This window comes from Hymenobacter coalescens, from assembly GCF_054783195.1.
On sequence record NZ_BAAGRA010000005.1, the window covers coordinates 97,315 to 114,650 of the forward strand.

Annotated in this window: 15 protein-coding genes; 5 read left to right on the forward strand and 10 right to left on the reverse strand. The window is 66.0% G+C overall.

Annotation, left to right across the window (positions count from 1 at the left end):
- Window positions 1-22 precede the first annotated feature (22 nt).
- The 4 genes from ACYVKQ_RS04960 to ACYVKQ_RS04975 form a co-directional block, all read right to left on the reverse strand.
- Window positions 23-391, reverse strand: a complete 369-nt coding sequence (locus tag ACYVKQ_RS04960) for a hypothetical protein (protein ID WP_460576227.1) — start codon at window positions 389-391, stop codon at window positions 23-25.
- Window positions 384-1,001 (reverse strand): energy transducer TonB, encoded by a 618-nt coding sequence (locus tag ACYVKQ_RS04965; protein WP_460576229.1) that lies wholly within the window; start codon window positions 999-1,001, stop codon window positions 384-386. The genes ACYVKQ_RS04960 and ACYVKQ_RS04965 overlap by 8 nt, the downstream gene beginning before the upstream one ends.
- A gap of 6 nt (window positions 1,002-1,007) precedes the next feature.
- Window positions 1,008-3,446: a penicillin acylase family protein gene (locus ACYVKQ_RS04970; RefSeq protein WP_460576231.1), complete on the reverse strand. Its 2,439-nt coding sequence runs from the start codon at window positions 3,444-3,446 to the stop codon at window positions 1,008-1,010.
- A 299-nt stretch (window positions 3,447-3,745) separates the two neighbouring features.
- On the reverse strand, window positions 3,746-4,498 hold the full coding sequence (locus tag ACYVKQ_RS04975; RefSeq protein WP_460576233.1) for a septal ring lytic transglycosylase RlpA family protein: 753 nt from the start codon (window positions 4,496-4,498) through the stop codon (window positions 3,746-3,748).
- Between the two features lie 346 nt (window positions 4,499-4,844).
- Here ACYVKQ_RS04975 and ACYVKQ_RS04980 point away from each other — a divergent pair, with 346 nt between their 5' ends.
- Window positions 4,845-5,756, forward strand: a complete 912-nt coding sequence (locus tag ACYVKQ_RS04980) for a DUF72 domain-containing protein (protein WP_460576235.1) — start codon at window positions 4,845-4,847, stop codon at window positions 5,754-5,756.
- 76 nt (window positions 5,757-5,832) lie between these two features.
- Here ACYVKQ_RS04980 and ACYVKQ_RS04985 read toward each other — a convergent pair whose 3' ends face one another.
- A complete protein-coding gene (locus ACYVKQ_RS04985) occupies window positions 5,833-6,345 on the reverse strand; it encodes a hypothetical protein (RefSeq protein ID WP_460576237.1) in 513 nt (170 codons plus the stop codon).
- 268 nt (window positions 6,346-6,613) lie between these two features.
- The gene (locus ACYVKQ_RS04990; RefSeq protein ID WP_460576239.1) at window positions 6,614-7,258 is read right to left on the reverse strand and encodes a hypothetical protein; all 645 of its coding nucleotides are present in this window, start codon (window positions 7,256-7,258) and stop codon (window positions 6,614-6,616) included.
- A 125-nt stretch (window positions 7,259-7,383) separates the two neighbouring features.
- Between ACYVKQ_RS04990 and ACYVKQ_RS04995 the strand changes: the two genes are divergently transcribed.
- Both ACYVKQ_RS04995 and ACYVKQ_RS05000 read left to right on the forward strand, forming a co-directional pair.
- Window positions 7,384-9,486 carry an IPT/TIG domain-containing protein gene (locus ACYVKQ_RS04995; protein ID WP_460576241.1) on the forward strand — a complete coding sequence of 701 codons (2,103 nt, stop codon included), beginning with the start codon at window positions 7,384-7,386 and terminating at the stop codon, window positions 9,484-9,486.
- 114 nt (window positions 9,487-9,600) lie between these two features.
- Complete coding sequence (locus ACYVKQ_RS05000) at window positions 9,601-10,176, forward strand: hypothetical protein (RefSeq protein ID WP_460576243.1); 576 nt, start codon at window positions 9,601-9,603, stop codon at window positions 10,174-10,176.
- A 7-nt stretch (window positions 10,177-10,183) separates the two neighbouring features.
- Here the strand turns inward: ACYVKQ_RS05000 and ACYVKQ_RS05005 are convergent, their stop codons facing one another.
- Window positions 10,184-11,197, reverse strand: a complete 1,014-nt coding sequence (locus tag ACYVKQ_RS05005; RefSeq protein WP_460576245.1) for a DUF3667 domain-containing protein — start codon at window positions 11,195-11,197, stop codon at window positions 10,184-10,186.
- Window positions 11,198-11,441: 244 nt separating this feature from the next.
- Between ACYVKQ_RS05005 and ACYVKQ_RS05010 the strand changes: the two genes are divergently transcribed.
- Window positions 11,442-14,342, forward strand: a complete 2,901-nt coding sequence (locus tag ACYVKQ_RS05010) for a PA14 domain-containing protein (protein ID WP_460576247.1) — start codon at window positions 11,442-11,444, stop codon at window positions 14,340-14,342.
- Between the two features lie 84 nt (window positions 14,343-14,426).
- Here ACYVKQ_RS05010 and ACYVKQ_RS05015 read toward each other — a convergent pair whose 3' ends face one another.
- Window positions 14,427-15,173, reverse strand: coding sequence for a head GIN domain-containing protein (locus tag ACYVKQ_RS05015; protein WP_460576249.1), 747 nt, complete (start codon window positions 15,171-15,173; stop codon window positions 14,427-14,429).
- 185 nt (window positions 15,174-15,358) lie between these two features.
- Between ACYVKQ_RS05015 and ACYVKQ_RS05020 the strand changes: the two genes are divergently transcribed.
- Entirely contained in the window at window positions 15,359-15,832 is a 474-nt protein-coding gene (locus ACYVKQ_RS05020) for a nuclear transport factor 2 family protein (RefSeq protein WP_460576251.1), read from the forward strand.
- An 8-nt stretch (window positions 15,833-15,840) separates the two neighbouring features.
- Here ACYVKQ_RS05020 and ACYVKQ_RS05025 read toward each other — a convergent pair whose 3' ends face one another.
- Window positions 15,841-16,344, reverse strand: a complete 504-nt coding sequence (locus tag ACYVKQ_RS05025) for an SgcJ/EcaC family oxidoreductase (protein WP_460576253.1) — start codon at window positions 16,342-16,344, stop codon at window positions 15,841-15,843.
- 75 nt (window positions 16,345-16,419) lie between these two features.
- Window positions 16,420-17,262 (reverse strand): helix-turn-helix domain-containing protein, encoded by an 843-nt coding sequence (locus tag ACYVKQ_RS05030; protein ID WP_460576255.1) that lies wholly within the window; start codon window positions 17,260-17,262, stop codon window positions 16,420-16,422.
- Between the last annotated feature and the right edge of the window lie 74 nt (window positions 17,263-17,336).

The window sequence follows — 17,336 nt, forward strand, 5'->3', positions numbered from 1 at the left end:
CTCGATGCCCGGCCGGGGTTTTTTATGCCGGCTCGGGCCGGGGCGCCAATGCCTGCCGCAGCCAGACGCCCGTGAGGGCAGCCAGCCCCCCGACCAAGCCGCCGAGCAGAGCCGTGGCCAGCACCAGTAGCCAGCCGTTGCCGCCGAGCGGCAGCAGCTCGGCCACGCGGTGGCTCAGGCGGCCGTCGGCCTGCAGGTGGAGCCAGCCGGCCAGCAGCAGCCAGCCCAGCCCCACGCCGCCGAAGCCGGCCAGGAAAGCCGCGCCGCCGCGCCGGGCTAGCCCCAGGCTTAGCAGTAGGGCCACGACGGCGGCGTTCCACCAGGGCAGGAAAAACTGGGCCAGGGCGGCCAGTACGAGAATCAGAAGAAAGAGACGCCAGGGGCTACGCATGGAAGATCTTATCAAGAAGGCGCAGGAAGGAAGGGGTGTTGATGGTAAATGCCACCGGAATGGTATAGGAAACACCAACTGCTTGACCGTTATGCAGACCTGGCTGCCAACGAGGCATCTGGCTAATAACTCGAACTGCTTCCTCGTTGCAGCCGGCGCCAATACCTTTCGCTACTCTTACGTCGCGCACATGGCCAGTAGGATCGATAGAGAAGTTGATGTAGACTTTGCCCTCAACGTGGTGGTCCAGTGCCTCGGCAGGATATTGAATGTTCTTGTTGAGGTATTGCATCAGGCCATCCATGCCGCCTGGAGGCTGGGGCATCTGATCCACGTAGGCATATACCTTGGCCGCCGACGTGTCGGCCACTGATGCCGATACGTTAAAATCGAGCCCAGGCGCAGACGAGCCGTCTTGCCTGCGTGCTTGGCCATGCGCTGTTGTCTCATCGCCCCCGATTTCAGCAACAGTGCTGCTGGGTGGCGGTTCGGGGTGCTGCAGCCGGTTCTGGGCCATTTGGAAGCTGGTGAAGGCTATGAGCAACAGGCCGAAAATCCAGGCAAAAACGCGGGGCGAAAGGCCGCGGCGGGGTGGCGGAGTGGGGGGCATACGTAATCAGGGCTTGAGCTGCCAGGCGGCCGGCACCCGCGGGTGCGGCTGCGTGGGCGAAGTCAGGTAGATGAGCTCGTTGAGCTGGCCCACGCGCCAGGTTTCCAGCAGGTCGTCGTAGTAGCGGGAGCCGGGGTTGCCGCTCTGGCCGCCGGGAAACACGCCGTAGGCTTTGGGCTCGGGGCCCAAGGCCACCACCATGCGCCACGAAGGCCCGTTGCGCTCCGAGGTGGCATTGACGATGCCCGCGCCGCCGCCGCAGTCCACGTCCAGGCGGCCGAAGCCGGGCAGGCGGGCCAGGTGCAGGATGTCGGTGCTTTTCTGCTGGCTCCAGGCCCACTTCGGCCCGAGCGGGCCAAACTTGCGCGCCAGCGAGTCGGCGGCGAACCGGAAGCTCTGCAGCGCCAGCTGCGGCAGCGTCTCGCGCTGCGGCGTGCGCCGGTCGTCGATCCAGCGGGAGGTGTCTTCCCGCAGCAGCAGGTTGTTGGTCCGGTCGCGGGGCGGGTAGCGCATTTCCAGGCCGGTAGCGGCCGGCCCAAAGTCATCGGCCCAGAGCCGGTCGACCAGCTCGCCGTACCACAAATCGAATATGCTCGCGCCCACGGCCTGCGCGTCGTAGGCGTAGTTCCAGCGGCGCAGGGCGTCATAGGCCGCGCGCTGGGCCGGGGTAAGCTGCCCGGGCGCCACCAGCGCCAGCAGCCGCGGCAGCATCAGCTGGGCATTCAGGTTCAGGTTGTCGTTTTGCAGCGCCCGCAATGAGTCGGGCGTGGCCTGCCGCATGCGGCCGAGCCGCTCGTTGATGCGGTGCCCCCGCTCGTAGCTGGCGAAGTTCCAGCCCAGGTAATACGGGTAGTTGGGCCCGGCCGGAAACTGGTTGGCCGACGACACGAAGCCGCGGGCTGGGTTTTTCACGTGCGGGTTCTGCGCCTGCGGAATCCAGCCCTGCCAGTCGTGCTGCGGGTTGGAGCCGTCGAGCACAAACTTGCCCTGGGCCCGCCACTTCAGGGGGAACTTGCCGTTCGGCCAGATGGCCACGTCGTTCTGCTGGCTGGCGAAGATAAAGTTCTGGGCCGGGGCGGCGTAGGTGCTCAGCGCGGCGGCGTAGTCCTGGTAGTTGCGGGCGCGGTTGAGCCGGTAAAAGGTGAGCACCTCGTTGCCACCCTCGTGGGCCGTCCAGCGCATGGCGTGGCGCACGGGCGTCTGCGCGTTGAAGGGCTTCTCGTCGCGGTCATACACCACCGGGCCGTGGTGGGTGTGGAGCACCGTGTCGAGCCGTTCGGGCAGGCCGCGCACCCGAATGCGCTCCACCACCCGCCGCACCGGCTTCCACTGCCCGGCGTGCCAGTATTCGCGCTTCGTGGCATCCTTGAACCGGAGCTGGTACCAGTCGAGCACGTCGCCGCCCACGTTGGTCACGCCCCAGGCCACGTCCTGGTTGAAGCCGATGATGATGGTGGGCGCGCCGGGGATGGTCACGCCGTACACGTTCACGCCCGGCGCCACCAACTGCACCTGGTACCAGATGCTGGGCAGGTTGAGCTGCAGGTGCGGGTCGTTGGCCAGGATAGGCAGGCCCGAAGCCGTGCGGCTGCCGCTCAGAGCGAAGTTGTTGGACCCCAGCTCCGGGTCGGGCTCACGCTGCGGCACCTTATCCGAGGCCGCCGCGGCAAAAGCCGCCGGCACGGGCGGCACCTGCACCGGCGCATAGTCCAGCGGGGTGCCGGTGGGCACGATGGGGTCTTCGCGGGTGGGGTAATCCGGGAACAGGTCCCGCACCACGGCCGGGCCGTACTTGCCCAGGGCGTTGGAAAGGCGCAGGTCGTCGGAGCGGCCGCTCAGGTCCCAGGCCATGAGCTGCAGCAGCAGGGCGCACTTGAGCGGTTTCCAGGGCTCGGGGGCGTAGTTGAGCAGCTTGTATTCCAGCGGGTAGTCGCGCGGGCTGAGCGCTCCGATGTAGGCGTTGACGCCCGCCGAGTACGCCTCCAACACGGTGCGCGTGGTGGGTTCGGCCAGCATGACGGCCAAGGACTTTTCGGCCCCGTGGGGCAGGCCCATGCGCCGCTGAAACCGGTCGTACTCCAGGGCCCGCGCGCCCACGATTTCGGAAATGCGCCCGGCGGCTACGTGGGTCTGAAACTCCATCTGCCAGAGCCGGTCGCGGGCCGTGAGGTAGCCCTGCGCGAAGTACAGGTCATGGTCATTCTGGGCGAAGATGTGCGGCACCCGGTGGTCGTCGAAGCGTACCGTGACCGGCTGCCGCAGGCCGGCCAGGTCCAGCGTTTGGGCGGCGGCAAAGTCATCCGGCGCCTCGCCGTTGCGCCAGAAGCCTTCGAACGGACTCAGAAACCGCCCAAAGGCCGGGATTTCGCCGTGGTTGGTATCGAGCACCCACACGAGGGCCCCGGTGGTCAGCAAGGCCAGCGCGGCCCGGACGTAGCGCAGCATAGAAAGAAGCTAGGGAACAGCAGGCTACAACATCCGACAAAAAAACGCGCCGCGCAAACCCGGGGCGGACCGCCCCACACACCCGCACCTCCCTGAAGGGCTGAACCACCCGGCCGAAGCGGGCGTGAGCCGTTTGGTACAGGGTGTGGCTTGACCGCCAGACGGACGTCGGTTATCGGGCACCGGTAAAGGCAGCCCGTAACGGGAACGACCGGGCTCTTGAGCGGCTACACACCAAAAACGCCGCCCCGGATGTTCGAACATCCGGGGCGGCGGGACAGGCTTGCTTGGAATCAGGGTTATAGGTTCTCCGCCTGGCGCACTAGTCCGTTGATGCCGCGGCTCTGCAGGCGCTGCCACACGTCATCGGCTTGAGCGCGCGGCATGCGCTGGCCCACGATGACGCGGTTGAGGGGGCGGCCATTCACGTTGTCCTGGCGCACGGCCACGGCCAGCTGCGCATCGAGGGCTTTGATCTGGGCGGCCAGGGCTTCGGCGTTGCGCAGTTCGCCGAACGTGCCGGCCTGCACCACGTAGGTTTCGGCGGGCTCGGGCGTAAGCTCTGTCACGGCTACATCGGCCGCCTCGGGCTCGGGCACGGCCACCACGCCGGCGACGGGGCCCAGGGGAGTGTCATTGGGGACGATTTCGGCCACTACGCCCACGGCGCCGCGGCGGACGATGTCCAACGGGCGAGCGGCCACTTCGGCTAGGTCCAGGATGCGCTGGTGTCGGTACGGTCCGCGGTCGGTGACCTGCACCACCACGGCTTTGCCGGTTTCGGGATTGGTAACGCGCAGCTTCGTGCCGAAGGGCAGGGTTTTGTGCGCGCAGGTGTACTTGTTGCGGTCGAAGCGGGCGCCGCTGCTGGTGCGGTGGCCTTGGTGTTCGCGGCCGTACCAGGAGGCTCGGCCGCGCAGAACGGCGCTTTTAGAAGCGGTGGCGTTGGGCGTATCGTCGGCGAAAGAGGACAACGAAGTGGCGATGATCAGCAGGGCCGTCAGCCACATCATCAGCAAGCCCGAGAGGTTCTGTCGTTGTTTAGACTTCATTCATTCTCTGCTATGGTGAACGGGCCAAATCTATTAGCCTATCTGAAATACAATCCAAATAGGGAGCGGCGGGAAGCTAGGCATTTTTCTGAAAAATTGTGCTTAGTCAGGAAAATTTGCATTAGCCCTGACTCAACCGGAGACGCTAAATAGGTGATTGTGTTTCCTTGGGGGTGATTTTGCATTCTGAACAGACAAAGCGAGGGAGGCCGCCGAAATAAGATTATCCGCCGCTGAAAAAAAATGCGTCGGGCACTCCGGCTTTTGTCCAAACGGTGGTTGCAAAAGCCGAAAATTATGCTTAAGCAACTAGTAGCCGCCGGCCGGCCCTTACGTAAGTTTGGCTATGGATTTTGGCCGACTTCCGGACGTGCGGGGCATCGACTTCGCCCTGCCCCCCGACCACCCCGACACCGCCGCCCTGCTGGCGCGCACCAGCCCGCCCGCAGTCCCTGCCGGCATCTGGGTTGGCTGCCCCACCTGGACTAACAAGGCCTGGCTGGGCTCGTGGTACCCGCTGGGCCTGCGCGACGACCAGCAGCTGCATTGGTACGGGCGGCAGTTTAACTCCTTGGAGGTCAACGTAACGCACTACCGCATTCCCGACGCCGAGATGGTGCGCCGCTGGCGGGCGGCGGTGCCCGCGCACTTTCGCTTCTGCCCCAAGGTGCCCCAGAGCATCAGCCACGACCGAGAGCTGTACCGCGCCGACGACCTGACGAACTCCTTCTGCCGGGCCCTGGAAAACCTGGGCGAGCAGCTCGGCATGGCCTTTCTGCAGCTCTCGCCCAACTTTGCCCCGCCGCAACTGCCGCGCCTGGAGCGCTACCTGCTCGACTGGCCCCAGCACCTGCCGCTGGCCGTGGAGCTGCGCCACCCGGCTTGGTACCACGACCCCGGCCTGCTGGCCGAAACCGGCGCCTTGCTCGAAGCCCTGGGCAAAACCTGGGTGCTCAGCGACGTGGCCGGCCGCCGCGACGTGCTGCACCAGCGCCTGACCACGTCCACGGCGTTCGTGCGCTTCAACGGCCACGCCCTGCACCGCTCCGACTACCTGCGCGCCGACGCCTGGGCCGAGCGCCTGGCCGCGTGGCTGGCCCAGGGGCTGCACGAGGTGTACTTCTTTATTCACCAGCGCGACGTGAACGACGCGCCCACCTGGGCGCAGTATTTTCTGCAGCGCCTTGCCAAGCTCACCGGCCGCGAGCTTGCCCTGCCCCAGCTGGTGGTACAGCCGGTACAGGGCAAGCTGTTCTGAGGGCCGCTCACAGCCAAACGGCTTCTTTTCCCCGCGGGGAAAAGAAGCCGTTTGGCTGTGAGCGGGGCATCTGGATTCAGAAAACGACGCCGACGCGGGCCCGCAGAGCCGCCCCCAGCGCCAAGTTGCGGCCCTCGATCAGGTCCAGGCTTTGCGAGAGGAAATAGTCGGGGCGGCGCAAGCCTACGCCGGCGCCCAGGTCGCAGAAGCCGCGCCGGCCCAGCTGCCGCTGGTAGCCCCAGAACGCGTCCAGGCTGGGGGTGTGGCGGTAGTACATCCGCCAGCGGGTGCCGTAATAGTCGCCCCCGTAATAGCCGTTGAATTCGCTGCGGTACTGCAGCTGCAAGTAGGTGCCGTTCAGCGCCCGCACGGGTTTGCCCTTGCGCTGCCGCCGGGCCTGGCTATAGTAATAGCGCGTGCCCAGCGCCGCCCCGAGCCGGTGCAGCGCCGCGCCCCGGCGGGGGCGGCGGTCGAAACCCAAGCTGGGGGTGAGGTCGGTGGTAAACGACCAGTGCTGGCCCAGCTGCCGTTCCACGCCGCCGTACAGAGCCACCGAAACGCCCCAGGGGCCGGCTTCGGCGCGCAGCACGTCGGTGCCCAGCTTGAACAGCGTGGCGGGGGGAGGGGACGCCGGCGCAGCCGGCAGAGTATCGGCCTGCTGGGCCTGGGCGGGGAAATAGCAAGCAGCGTCAGCGCTGTGACGGGAAGGATAAAAAAGCGCATGGGATAGTAAAAACGAGGGTAGAACGGTTTCCGGAACGCCTTGCCGTCCCGTAAATTATTACCTGCGCGGCCACGCTTCCAAAGCAGCCCCCCTATGAGTGGGCACCTAACCGGCCACTGCCCGCCAAGCCGCCCTACAACGTCAGCCCGATGCGGGCCCGCAGCAGGGGCTCTACGCGCCAGAAGCCGCGCTGCGGGCCCCCGTAATAGTAATATTGCGGCTCGTTGTGTACGCGTAGGCCAGCGCCCACGTCCATGAAGCCGTAGCGGCCCAGGCGGCGCTGGTAGCCCCAGAGCAGCTCGACGCCGGGATGGTAGCGGAAGCTGGACCTGCCTTCCCCGTAGAAAGGCATAAGCCGTGAAAATTCCGCGCTGCCCTGCAACTGCAGGTACGTGCCGCCCAGGGCCGTTACGGGCTTGCCCTTGTGCTGCCGCCGGGCCCGGCTATAGTAGTAGCGGGCGCCCACCGAAGCGCCGAAGCGTCCCAGCTGGGCCACGGAGCCAAGGCCGTTGCCGGGCCCCAGGCCCACGTTGGCGTCGGCTGTGAGGGACCAATGCTGGCCCAGCTGCCGCTCCACGCCGGCGTACAACGGCAGCGTGAAGCCCGAGTAGCCGCCCGTAACGCGAGCAGCATCCAAGCCGAGCTTAAACATGGTGGCGGGGCTGGCCGGTACCGGCCGCGCGCGAAGCGTGTCAGGCTGCTGGGCCCAGGCGGCTGAAACGGTGAATAAGGCCAGCGGCAGGCCGGCAAATCGGTGGAGGTAGGAAAAGGACGACATGGGATGAGGCTAAGTGCATGGGCAGGAGCCACCCCAGCCCGCCGACGTTGCATGGCCCTGGCCTCGGCCGACCAAGAGGCCACAAAAGTCGTATGTTGGTAAAGCCTGTTTTTCGCGCCGCTGCTATGCTTTCACTTGCTACTGTTTGTCGCCCGCTCCTCCTTGGCGCGCTGCTCTTTGGGGCCACGATACCCGCGCGGGCGCAGTCCGGGCCGACCACCGAGCAAACCCACTGCCTGCTGCTGCCCCTCGACCCGGCCCAACGCGCGCAGGCGGCCGCGCTGGTGGTGGAGGCCGAAGTCGTGAGCCAGCGCAGCTTCTGGGACGATGCCCACCGCCGCATTTACACCGCCAATACCTTGCGCGTGTACAAGCTGCTGAAGGGGCAGTGGGCCGCCGACGCCCCGCTCACCGTGGTGACGGAAGGCGGCACGGTGGACGACGCCCGCCAGACCCTGACCAACACGCTCACACTGAGCCCCGGGGTGCAGGGCCTGCTGTTCCTGACGCCCGCCGCCTTCCGCGGACTTTCCCTACCCGGTGCCTGGACCGCCTACGCCAGCGAGCAGGGCTTCATTCGCTACGACCTCCCGACGGCTACCGCCGCGGAGCCCTTCCGCCGCTATGCGCGCATCGATGCGGCCTTCTACCGCGAGCAAACGGCCCTGACCGGTCAGGCGTTGCGGGAGTTGCTGCCCAATAAGGTTGTGGCGTCAGCCCTGGTGCGGCGCTTGCAGCCGCCAGCGGCGCGGGGTATTCACGCGCCCGTTATCAGTGCCCTGAGCCCGCGCAGCATCTCGGCCGGAACCGATTCGGTGCTGACCATTACCGGCGCGGGCTTCGGCAATACCACCGGGAGCGTGGAGTTTCGCAACGCCGACGACGGGGGCGTCTCGTTCACCGCCGCCCGGCCCCGCGACGTTGTCAGCTGGTCGGATACCCGCATTCAGGTGCGGGTGCCGTCCAATTCCGCCGAGGGGCGTCCCGCCGGTACCGGCACCGTGCGCGTGGTAGCGGCCGATCAGCAGGCGGCCCTCAGCCCGCTGCCGCTGACGGTGCGCTACGCCCTGACCAACGTGGCCGAGACCAACTCCGGCGTGACGCATGCCCCGGTGCACATCGACCAGAACAACCGCGGCGGGTACAGCTTTCAGCCCGACGCGGCCTTTGTGCAGAACGCGGCGGCGCTGGCCGCGTTTGGCCGGGCCCTGGGTTCCTGGCGCTGCCAAACGGCCATCAACTGGGAGCTGGGCACGCAACGCAACGCGCGCGGCATCGGCAGCGACGACGTCAACGCCTTGGAGTTCGATCAGGGAGCGGAGCTACCGAACAACATTCTGGGGCGCACCACCAGCTACTACATCGGCTGCCGCGACGCCAGCGGTACCGCCCGCTTCTGGGTGAAGGAGGTGGATATGCAGTTCGACGACGGAGTGAACTGGCAGTACGGGCCAGGCCTGCCGGCCACCGGGCAGTTTGATTTTGAAACCGTGGTGCTCCACGAGTTGGGCCACGCCCATCAGCTCGGGCACGTCATTGCCCCGCTGGTCGCCGTGATGCACTTTGCCGTGGCGCGCGGACAGGTAAACCGGCAGCTCAACCCCGGCCGCGACGTGCGGGCCGGCTACGCCGTGCAGCTGCGCAGCCTGGCCGCGCCTACCTGCGGCCCTGCCCCCGCCCAGCCGGCCCCGCTCACCGCCGCCGTGGAAGTTCGCGCCGACGCCGGGCGCGTGCAGCTGAGTTGGCCCACCCGGGGGGAGTGCAACGTGCAAGCCTTTGTGGTGGAGCGCAGCTCCGACGCCGACACCTGGACGCAACTGGCCCAGGTGCCGGCCACCGGGGCTGCTTCGTATTCCTATACCGATACCCAGCCCCCCGGCGGCCTGCTTTACTACCGCCTGCAAGTACAACTGGCTAACCAACTGCGCCTGCCAACGGCCCCCGTAGGCGTGCGCGTAGAGCCCGGCGTGCCGTTTGCCGTCTTCCCAAACCCGGCCAGCGGCTCTATCATTGGCCTGGAGTACTTTGCCCCGGCGGCCAGTAACGAGCTGGAAGTGCGCATTTACGACGCGGCCGGGCGCTACTACGGCGGGCAACGACTGACCGTGCCGCAGGCCGGCATCAACACGCTCAGCCTGGCGCTGCCCGTGCTCAGCGCCGGCTGGTACGTGCTGCGCTGGAACGACGGCGACCGTAGCGGGGCGGCGCCGTTTGTGCGGGTGGAGTAACCGGGGGCGGACGCGAGCCGTACCGGGAGCCGGCTCCGGCGGCTCCGGCCGACCAACGCTGGCCCGTACTTTGCCAAGCCGTGGCACGATAGGGCTTTCGTAACGCTTCCCCGCATGTTTGCTTCCCGCTTCCGCTTATTCGTACTGTTGGGCTTTGCTGCCCTGGCTGCCCGGCCCGCCGCCGCGCAGAAATACCGCACCGCCGTGGGCTTGCGCCTGGGCAGCGGCAACTACGGCATCACTGCCCAGCAGCGCATCTTCGAAAAGACCACGCTGGAGGGCATTGCCTTGCTGCGCCCACGCGAAGTGACGGGCACCTTACTCCTCGAGCGGCACTTTCCTATTCTGGGGCCCAGCCTGAACTACTACTTCGGAGCCGGCGGGCACGCGGGCCGGCACAAAGACTTCGGGGCCGTGGGCGGGTTCGATGCCCTGGTGGGCGCCGAGTGGAAGCTGCCCGTTGTGCCCTTCCTGATTGGCGTCGACTTCAAGCCCAGCGTGGAGCTGAACAACGAGGAATGGTTTCGCTTCCCCACCGCTGTGTCGGTGCGCTACGTGCTGATCAAGGAAAAGAAGAAGTCATTTATGGGCGGCCTCTTCGAAGACGACAAGGACCAGGAACGGCGCAAGACCAAAACCAAGACGAAGACCGACAAGCGTCGGTCGGGCGGGGGGCTCTTCGGAAACTAGGTGGCGGCTATACCGTGGCGAAGCTAAAGGCCAGCACGCTCAACAGCCCGAGCAGCAGAACCACGGTGTAACCGCCCAGCAGCAGCGCGCCTTTCAGCACGGTTTTCGGCCACCCTTGGGCGTACACCTCGCGCAGGGCCACCACCACGTACAGCGGCATCACCCACAGCAGGCCCGCATAGCCCCCGGGCAGCAGCCGCGTCAGGCCGATGATCAGCAGCATCAGCACGAAGGCAAATACGTGCAGGTGCAGCGAGAAGATGAGGTGGGCCAGGTACCGAAACCGGCGGTACAGCAGCTTGAGCAGCACGGCAAACAGCGGCATGAACACGAACATCGTCAGCGACAGCGCCTTATTGATGCGCTGTTCCAGCTGCTCGACGGTGGTGCCGGGCAGGCGCACGGCCTGGCGCAAAAGCAGGCGGTTCCAGAACGTGGGCGTGCCGCCCTTGGCCCGCAGCAGCGAGTCGGCCTGCGCGGGGGAGAGCGAGGCCGGGTAGGAGCGAATGTCCCGCCAAGCAAAATGCGCTTCGCCCAGTTCCAGCGAGTCGTTTTCATCGAGGCGCATGTTGCCCAACGACAGGTCCAGGTTGACGACGGCCGGTGAGCGGCCGGAGGCGCGCAGGCTGTCGAGCACGGCCTGCTGGATGGCGCCGGTCAGGGGCCGGGCCGTATCGGCCAGGCGGCGCTCGTCATGGCCCGATGCCCACGCCAGCACCAGAAAAAACACGAAGCTGACGAATACATACAGGCGGATGGGCGGCACGAAATCCACGCGGTGCCCTTCCAAGAACTTGCGCGTAAGCCTGCCGGGCCGGAGCAGCAGCAGGCGCGCCGTGCGGAACACCTTGCCGTCGAAGTGAAACAGGCCCTCCAGCGTTTCCTCCAGCACGTGGCCCAAGGAAAGATCGAGGGCCTGATTCTGCTGGCCGCAGCGCGGGCAATAGTTGTCCGGTGCCCGCCCGGTGAAGTCGTAGCCGCAGTTTGCGCAGGTAGGGAGGCGGTGGTCGTGGTGCGCCATGCAGAGCTGGAAGGAGCGGATAAAAAGGCCCGCGAAGCCTCGCAAGTAAGCATTTCGTTGGCGTTATCCTTTAGCAGACTGCATAATTTCCATTCGATATGAAAATGGATTAATTGTGTATTTCCATGACAAAATTCACTTTTAAGAAAATATTATTATAAAATTCATACAATAAGTACTTGGATAGAGTATATTTATTGAGGGTTGCCAATCCCTTTCTTTCCACCTCTTAAGCTAATTGGATATGAAGCACTTTTCCTTGCTCATGCTCCGAAGCTGCTGGCTCCTCCCGCTCCTGCTGCTGGCCGCGCAGCTCCGGGGCGTGGCTCAGCCCTCCGGCTGTACGCGTACCGACCCCGGCGGCAACCCCGCCACCAACGGCCTCTACGCGGAATATTACGCGGGTTACTTCAACGACGACCAGACGTTTTTCACCTCCAATGCCCCAGGGCTGGCACGCGTCGAAGCGCAGATCAACTTTCCCGATACCGACACGTGGGGCACCGTAACGCCGCCGGCCCAGAATACGGCTATCAACCCGGATTTCTACAGCGCCCGCTACCGCGGCAGCTTGTATGTGCCCGTATCCGGCAACTACACCTTTTACCTGACGGCTGACGACGGGGCTTACCTCTGGCTGGACGCGCCCTCGCAGGCGCTGCCCGCCCAGGCCGCGGACGCGCTCATCAACAACGGCGGCAGCCATTCCTCGGTGGAAATAAGCGCCACGGTGTTTCTGACGGCCGGATTGCACAGCGTGCTGATTCATTACGGCGAAAGCCTGTACGCCAACGTGCTGACCTGGGAGTGGGAAAGTGCCGCCGCCGGCATTCCGCGCCAGATCGTGCCCTCCTCGGCCCTGTGCACGGCCATTCAGAACGTGCTGCAGGTGCCGCAGGGCATCACCTACGCGCCGAACTCGGCGGCCGTGGCCGCCGGCTCGCCCCTCAGTTCAGGCGTTCCGGTCGTCAGCGACGGCGGACAGCCCATTACAGCGTTTGCCATTGCCAACGCGGCCGCTTTGCCGGCCGGCATCACCATCAACAGCAGCACCGGCATGCTCACGGCAGCGGCCACCGTGCCGAGCGGTCTGTACAGCGTGAACGTGGCCCTGACCAATGCCAGCGGTACCAGTACTTTCGGCAACGTATTTACATTCGACATCGCGCCGCCGCCGCCCTCGGGCTGCGCGGGCGCCGACCCGGGCGGAGCCGCTCCCGCAAGCGGGCTGTATGCCGAATACTACGCGGGTTTTTTCCAAAATGACCAGACCTTCTTCCAAACCAATGCGCCCGCCCTGCAGCGCATTGATGCGCTGGTAAACTTTACGAACGCCGCCAGTTGGGGCAACCTGAGCCCGCCCGCCACGGGTACGGCCACCGATCCGGATGACTTCAGCGCGCGGCTGCGCGGCAGCCTGTATGTGCCCACCACCGGCCGCTATACGCTCTACCTGACCTCCGACGATGCTTCCTTCCTCTGGCTCGGCAACGCGGCGCTGGATGCGACGCCGCTGACGAGCCGTGCCACCATCGACAACGGCGGCGTGCACGCCCCGCGCACCGATTCGGTCACGTTGTTTCTGACGGCCGGGCTGCACAACGTGCTGATTCACTATGGCGAAACCGCCGGCGGCAACGTGCTGACCCTGGAGTGGAAAAACGAGGCCGCGGGCTTGGCGCGGCAGGTAGTGCCTTCCGCGGCGTTTTGCTCGGTGGTGCAACCGGTGCGTCGTCCGCCCATAGCCTTGAATTATTCGCCCGGCAACGTGTCGACGCCGTTTGGCCGGGCCGCGTCGTCGGCTGCTCCGACGGCGAACAGCCCGCTGCCGGTGCAGGGCTACGCCTTGCACAACGCGGCCGCCCTGCCGGCGGGCATCACCATCAACAGCAGCACCGGCGTGCTCACGGCGGCGGCCACCGTGCCGCAGGGCCAGTATAGCGTGGGCGTGGTGGTGTACAACGCCGAAGGGGCGCTGGAACAGGCCGTTGCCTTCTCCTTCGTGGTCACGCCTCCGCCCCCGGCAGGCTGCAGCGGCAACGATCCGTCGGGGCAGGGCGTCGCGGCGGGTTTCTACGGCGAGTACTATGCAGGTTTCTTTGACTTTCAGGCCGAAAGTCACGGCTTTTTCCGGGACAACACCCCGGTCTTTGCACGCATCGACCCGCAGCTGAACTTTGAGGCGGTGGGCAGCTGGGGCAGCGTGGTGCCCCCGGCCCAGGGCTCCAACAGCGACCCGGACCACTTCAGCGCCCGCTACCGCGGCAGCCTGTACGTGCCCGTGAGCGGTACCTACACGTTCTACCTGAGTTCCGACGACGCCTCCTACATCTGGCTGGACGACAACGCGTTGGCTTCGCCGCCCACGGATGCCTCGGCCCTGATCAATAACTACGGCGTGCACGCGCTGCAAACCGGCACCGCCAGCGTATACCTGACGGCGGGCTTGCACAACCTGCTGGTTCACTACGGCGAGTTTGTCGGGGGCAACGTGCTCAAGCTGGAATGGGAAAACGCGGCGGCGGGGTTGGCCCGGGAAGCGGTGCCCAGCACGTCCATGTGCTCGGGCATGCAGGCGGCGCGCGGGGCCTTGCCGATTACGCTGGTGAGCTTCCGCGCCCGGCCCCTGGGCGAACAACAGGTGGAGCTGAGCTGGGAAACGGCTCAGGAAATCAATAACCACCACTTCGAGCTGGAGCGCTCCGCCGATGGCCGGGCATTCCACCGCGTGGGGCTGGTGCCCGGGGCCGGCACCAGCACCACCCGGCGCAGCTACCGCTACGTGGATACCGAGCCGCTGCCCGGCCTGAGCTACTACCGGCTGCGGCAGGTGGATACCGACGGCACCAACACGACCAGCGACGCCGTGGCCGTGCAGCGCGCCGCTGCAGCAGCGGCTGCGCCCGTGGCTACGGTATATCCCAACCCCAACGACGGGCGCTTCACGGTGAAGCTGAAGCAGGCCGCTACGCCCGACACCCGCCTGGAGCTGCTGGACCTGAGCGGCCGCCTGGTGCGCCAGCACCAGCTGGTGCCCGGCACGCGGGAGCAGCAAATCGTGGTGCCGGGGCTGCCAAGCGGGGTGTACCAATTGCGCGTCACCAGCCCGCAGGGCCGCAGCACCAGCAAGATCGTGGTGCAGTAAGCTGCCCGGCAAGCCCCCACAAGAAAGGGCCGGCCCGACGCATGCGTCGGGCCGGCCCTTGGTGGTTAGACCCGGGCGGCCGGATCAATTTTTACTGACCCGGCCGCTGCCGGCAATGTGTTTGGTAACCCGGGGCGAACCGGCGTAGGAGATGTTGCCCGAGCCGCTGATGCGCGCATCCAGGCTCTCGGATACGTTCAAGCGACAGTTGCCCGAGCCGCTGATGTGGGCCTCGCAGCTGCCCGCTTGCAGGCCCGAGGCCTCGATGCGCCCCGAGCCGCTGATGCCCGCCTTCAGCGTTTGGGTGCTGCCGCTGAGCGCCATGCTGCCCGAGCCGCTGACGCTGGCGTCCACGCTTTCGGCGCTCAGCGGGGCTCGCAACTGCCCCGAGCCGCTCACCGCCAGCGTCAGGGCCTTTGCTCGCAGTGGCTTATCGGCGTGCAGCTTGCCCGAGCCGCTCACGCCTAGCGCCTCGATGGCCGGCATGGTTACGTACACTTTCACCGGGCCCCGGAAGCCGCGCCAGTTCAGGCCGTTCTTATGCACCGTGCCGATGCGCAGGCGGCCGTTTTCCACGGTGGTTTCCACGTCTTTCAGGTCCTCAGCGGCACCTACTACCTCTACTTTTTGGGTGCTGCCCTGCTCCAGAATGACTTCGGCCGAGGTAGCCAAGGTTAGGCGGGTGAATGCCGCCACCTGCCGCTGCTCGCGGGTGTCGGCGGCCGCGTAGGCGGCGGGCTTCAGCGCAGCTTCCGGAGCAGGGCGGAAGGCGGCGAGGGTCGCCAGCAGGGCAACCGGCAAAATCAGGCGGGGGAGAAGCGAATGTTTCATGAGGCGACGGGGAACAAAGGAGAGTATTCAAGGTAGCAGATGTTGCCGGGACCCGCACCGTTGCCTGAGCCAGCCGAATGGCTGGTTTGCGGCTCATAGCCGCGGGCCGCGCCGCGACCTTGGCCGCCGTTAGTTGGACGATGCTGTTGGTTTCGCCAGCTTTGGGCTTCCGCTTTCGCCTTGCCATGACGCCCCACGAAGAACTGCTGCACCGCTTCTACCAAGCCTTTCAGCGCCGCGACCACGCCGCCATGGCTGCCTGCTACCACCCCGACGCGACCTTCAACGACGCGGCCTTTGCCCACCTGCGCGGCGCCGAAATCGGGGCGATGTGGCAAATGCTGTGCGAGCAGGGCAAAGACCTGCGCCTGGCGTTCAACGACATCCGGGCCGATGAGCACGAGGGCCGCGCGACCTGGGACGCGCACTACACCTTCTCGCGGACGGGCCGGCCGGTGCACAACCACATCCGGGCCCGGTTCACCTTTCAGGACGGCAAAATCCTGACCCACCACGACGCGTTCAGCTTCTGGCGCTGGGCGCGGCAGGCCCTCGGCCCGACGGGCTGGCTGCTGGGCTGGTCGCCCTGGCTGCAGCGCCAGGTGCAGGCCACGGCCCGGCAAAACCTGGAGAAGTTTATGGCCCGCCGTCGTAAATAGGCGCCCGGCTACTTTTTCATGGTCAGAACCGGGTCCTGGGCTTGGTTATCGATGCTGGTGTTGTGCCCGTCGATGACCAGCCAGCGGCCCTGGCGCTTCTCCATGATCAGGGTGAGTACGCCGGTCGAAAAGTCGCTCATGTCTTTGCCGTCGGGCATCACCCAGCCATCCAGCTGCCACTGGCTGCGCACCAGCGCCAGGTCGGGGCGCAGCATCCGCACTTCGGTGCGCCGGGTGGTGTGGGTGGTTTTGTTGAACATCATTTGCATGAAGATGCCCAGCGCGTAGCGGTGCTCGGCCGCGTTGTGCCACCACATGCCCACCACGTTGACCCACTGCGCCTCGGGCGCGAAGTGGGCAAAATACAGGTTCAGGTCGTGCTTGTTCCAGGCTTCCACCAAGCCCTCGGATACTTGCCATACCGCCTTCTCGTCGGCAGTTTGCTTGGCTGATTGGGCCGGGGTGGAGTGGGTCAGCGCCAGGGCCAGCAGCAGGGGAAGCAGGGTTTTCATAGGCTTCATCGGTTAGGTGTTGAGGAAGCCAAAGTAGCGGGGCCGGGCCGGGGCCGATAGTAAAAAACCGACGTTCTAAAACGGAGCGCCCGGGAAAAGATTCAGCGGCGAGCGGGCTTCCTCTCCGACCAGAATGGTGGGCGTGACGGCGGCAAACAGCTTGAAGTCCCGGATCAGGTGCATCTGGTCGTAGTAGCCGCAGCGGTACACCACGTCTTGCCAATCGAGCTGCGGCTGCCGGGTTTTCAGCCGGTAGGCCTCGGCGAAACGCACCACCCGCATGAACATCTTGGGGCCCATGCCGATGCGCTCCACGAAGCGGCGCTCAAACTGCCGGTTGCTCAGGCAGGCCTGCCCGGCCAGCCAGTCGAGGGAATAGCGGCGGGCGTGGCCCTGCAGCATCAGGCGGGCCACCTGGTCCACGGCGTGGGCATCAGTCTTCAGCGCCGCTGCTTTGCGCAGCAGGTAATTTTCCACCAGGGCTATCATCTGGCCGTAGTCCGCGGTTTCGCGCAGCTGCTCGTTGAGGCGGCTGATTTCCGGCCCGGCCAGCTCCTGGCTGTCGATGGAGAGGTCGAACAGCTGCTCCATGGGCTGGCCGAACAGCCGGAACAGCCCGCCCGGCTGAAAACCGACCTTGATGGTGAGCTGATCGAAGCCCATGCGCAGGTTCACGCGCGTGACCTGCGGCCCGACGATGACGCTGGCCGGGCTGGTGACTTCGCGGCCCTGCGCGTAGCTGAACACCTCAATCGTGTCGCGCGCGTAAAAGAACAGGCACTGCTCCGGGTTGGCCGGAAACGGATTGACCACGCGCGGCCGGCACGGGTCCAGCCGCGCGTGCATGAGCATGTAGTTGCTCACGAACGGTTGCAGCGCGGGGCTGGGCCGGTAGAACTGGCAGAACGGAGGGGCCATGGCAAAGCTGGAGTCGGTCTTTCCAAGATACTGATCCTGCCCGGCTTCGTATAGCCCGGTGCCGGCCCGTTAAC